The following is a 727-nucleotide window of genomic DNA, read 5'->3' as shown; positions in this document are numbered from 1 at the left end:
GTGTACGCTTAGTCACTTAACCATACAACCCGAAGGAGTTTCGAATTGATGTTAAACAACCAAAGTTGTCTGCAATTTTTATACATGATGCAGACTTGATTTTGCCGGACTCAAATTCCAAGAACACTTGAATGTGTTATTTTGGTGTTTGTCATAAAGACAAACATTGAGAACTTTACAATCAACAATAAATTGTTGATTTGTCAGCTTTCCAAATTGTTAAAGAGCTATGTTTTCCGAAGAAATACATTTTCTAAAGATTCTTAGACGGTCGAAAACTCCAACCACGTACGTTTTACTGAAGTGGTTTGGAAATCCTAATCCAAAAACATTTAGAGAATGGTGGGCGATACCGGGCTCGAACCAGTGACCCCCTGCTTGTAAGGCAGGTGCTCTCCCAACTGAGCTAATCGCCCACATAAGTTTTGATTCTTCGTGGAGAAGAATGGTGGGTCGTGCAGGATTCGAACCTGCGACCAATTGATTAAAAGTCAACTGCTCTACCAACTGAGCTAACGACCCAATGGTATCCCGTAGGGGAGTCGAACCCCTGTTACCGCCGTGAAAGGGCGGTGTCCTAGGCCTCTAGACGAACGGGACACTAAGTCGAACATCTTGGGGGATGTTCCATCTCTTAAACTACATAAACCATCAATCTGTGTGAACACTCATCGCAATAATCATCGTATAAGGAGGTGATCCAGCGCCAGGTTCCCCTAGCGCTACC

At 43.5% G+C, this 727-nt stretch carries 3 tRNA genes; all 3 read right to left on the bottom strand.

Annotated elements, in window-relative coordinates:
- Positions 1-340: 340 nt before the first annotated feature.
- The 3 genes from ACQEXU_RS21960 to ACQEXU_RS21950 all read right to left on the bottom strand — a co-directional run bounded on the left by ACQEXU_RS21960 (position 341) and on the right by ACQEXU_RS21950 (position 600).
- Positions 341-416: transfer RNA gene (locus ACQEXU_RS21960), tRNA-Val, on the bottom strand.
- Positions 417-446: 30 nt separating this feature from the next.
- Positions 447-522, bottom strand: a tRNA-Lys gene (locus ACQEXU_RS21955).
- Positions 523-524: 2 nt separating this feature from the next.
- Positions 525-600: transfer RNA gene (locus tag ACQEXU_RS21950), tRNA-Glu, on the bottom strand.
- Positions 601-727 lie beyond the last annotated feature (127 nt).

The sequence above is a fragment of the Vibrio sp. TRT 21S02 genome (assembly GCF_050113675.1).
Lineage (GTDB): Bacteria > Pseudomonadota > Gammaproteobacteria > Enterobacterales > Vibrionaceae > Vibrio.
This window is presented reverse-complemented; position numbering and strand designations above follow the sequence as displayed.